This is a genomic window from Kitasatospora sp. GP30, assembly GCF_029892145.1.
In the GTDB taxonomy this organism is placed as follows: Bacteria; Actinomycetota; Actinomycetes; order Streptomycetales; family Streptomycetaceae; genus Kitasatospora; species Kitasatospora acidiphila.
Genome location: NZ_JARZAH010000109.1, coordinates 1 through 1,180, shown reverse-complemented (window position 1 = coordinate 1,180; position 1,180 = coordinate 1). Strand labels below are relative to the sequence as shown.

The following is a 1,180-nucleotide window of genomic DNA, read 5'->3' as shown; positions in this document are numbered from 1 at the left end:
CTTGACTCTGTCGGGATCTTGGTATTCGGCCGCCTGGGACCGTGGTGGTGCGTCAGTCTTGCGGGTGTACGAGGCCCGTGAGACTGGCGAGGAGTGAGAGATGTCGGTGCGTCCCCGTCCGGGCGCCGAGGTACCGGCGCTGACCGCGAGGATGGCGCGTGCCAGCAACCCCGGTGGTACGACGGCGATGTGGGTGTGGGACCGCCTCGACGGTCTGTGGAGCGACGAGGACTTCGCCGACTGGTACCCGCGTGATGGGCGCCCTGGGCTCTCACCCGCCCGGCTGGCCACGGTGAGCGTGCTGCAGTTCCTGCTCGGGCTCTCCGACCGCGACGCCGCCGAGGCCGTGCGCTGCCGCATCGACTTCAAATACGCGCTCGGCCTTGACCTCGACGACCCCGGCTTCCACCACAGTGTGCTCACCGACTTCCGCGACCGCCTGCTGGAGGACGGCCGGGCGGACCGCCTCCTCGACCTCGCCCTGGCCCGACTGAAAGACGCCGGACTGGCCCGCGAGCGCACAACTCAGCGCACCGACTCCACCCACGTCCTGGCCGCCGTGCGCGACCTGACCCGCCTGGAGCTGGTCACCGAAGCCATGCGGGCGGCCCTGGAGGAACTCGCCCGCACCGCTGGCCACGCGCTGGTCGGCCTGGTCGAGGAGGAGTGGGGCCGCCGCTACGGTCGGCCGGTGCGCCTGGGCAGGAACCCCACCCGGCCCAAGACCAGGATCAACACCACCGGGGCAGACGCCCGCCGCCTGCTCGAACACCTGGCCAGGAACCATCCCGGTCTGCTGAGCGGCCCCCAGGTGCAGGCCCTGCGGCAGATCCTCGTTCAGAACTACTATTGGGACACCGTCGGCCGTCTTCGCTGGCGCGACGATGACGACGACAGCGGCCTGCCGCCCTCCGCACACCGGATCGTCTCGCCCTACGACCTGACGGCCCGATACGCCCGGCGGGGGCAGGTCACCCGCTGGACGGGATTCCTCGCGCACGTGACCGAGACCTGCTCCACCGACGGCGCCAATGTGATCACGGACGTGGCCACCATGCCGGCGACCACCGCCGACACCGAAGTCCTGCCCGGCATCCACACCCGGCTGGAACACCGGGGACTGCGGCCCGACCAGCACCTGGTCGACGGCGGCTACACCTCCCTGGTCCACCTGGAGCAG

1 protein-coding gene is annotated in these 1,180 nt (G+C 70.8%); it reads left to right on the top strand.

The genetic code is table 11. From position 1 onward, the window contains the following. Positions 1 to 100: 100 nt before the first annotated feature. Positions 101 to 1,180, top strand: a 1,080-nt coding sequence (locus P3T35_RS40335; protein ID WP_280709884.1) for a transposase, incomplete at its 3' end; no start/stop codon positions are given.